We start from the raw sequence: 700 nt of genomic DNA, 5'->3' as shown, positions 1-700 counted from the left end.
GCAAAGATGAGAAGTGAAAGGAGCTGTCATGAAGAAAATTTTTGTAATCATTTTGAGTATCATCACGCTCAGTTCAGCTATGTTTTTAGGAGGGTGCAGTATGCTAAATAGTCGGTCAGAAAAAGAAGAAATGATCCAGATTGCGGAGAGTAAAAAATCTAAGAGATTGATTAAGCAAATGTTCAAGAAGAAAGATCCTGAAGCATTGACAGAAAAGGGAATAATCAAAAAATATACAATAAACGAAAGAAATCTTGAGTATAATCCCATGGGAGGTTTAATTGTTGAGCTTATAATCAATGATGATCCTGACTTGACAATTACAACAACATTAACGGAAGATTCTAATGGACAGATGGAGTATTCTGGATACGTAATTTCTGGTGAACTCGCAAAGAAGTTGAGGGGAGAATGACATGATGTAGGATAAATCATTTAGTGATAAACAGAAGGTGAAAATTGCTTTGCAAGAATATGAGATAAAAAATGTTAAGCAAGAGGTTGAACTAAGTGACGAAACCTATGTTGGAACTACTTCCCATATTTACGACAATGTAAATAGCCATGAAGAACAAGCTTTTATCTTTACGAACCTCTAAAAATGATTCCGCTTCCATATCCTTTAGAAAAATAGTATAATAATTAATATGAAACATTAATCAAAATCCAGTTTCCTATTTTCGTTAAGGTATCAGCTTTA

The 700-nt window shown here is 33.1% G+C and carries 1 protein-coding gene; it reads left to right on the top strand.

Annotation, left to right across the window (positions count from 1 at the left end; all coding sequences use genetic code 11):
* Positions 1–28: 28 nt before the first annotated feature.
* On the top strand, positions 29–415 hold the full coding sequence (locus STRDD04_RS01550; protein ID WP_062198741.1) for a DUF1310 family protein: 387 nt from the start codon (positions 29–31) through the stop codon (positions 413–415).
* Positions 416–700: the final 285 nt, after the last annotated feature.

The organism is Streptococcus sp. DD04 (genome assembly GCF_001578725.1).
GTDB classification, from domain to species: Bacteria; Bacillota; Bacilli; order Lactobacillales; family Streptococcaceae; genus Streptococcus; species Streptococcus sinensis.
Note: the sequence above shows the minus strand (reverse complement) of the source record. Positions and strands in the feature narration are given on the sequence as shown.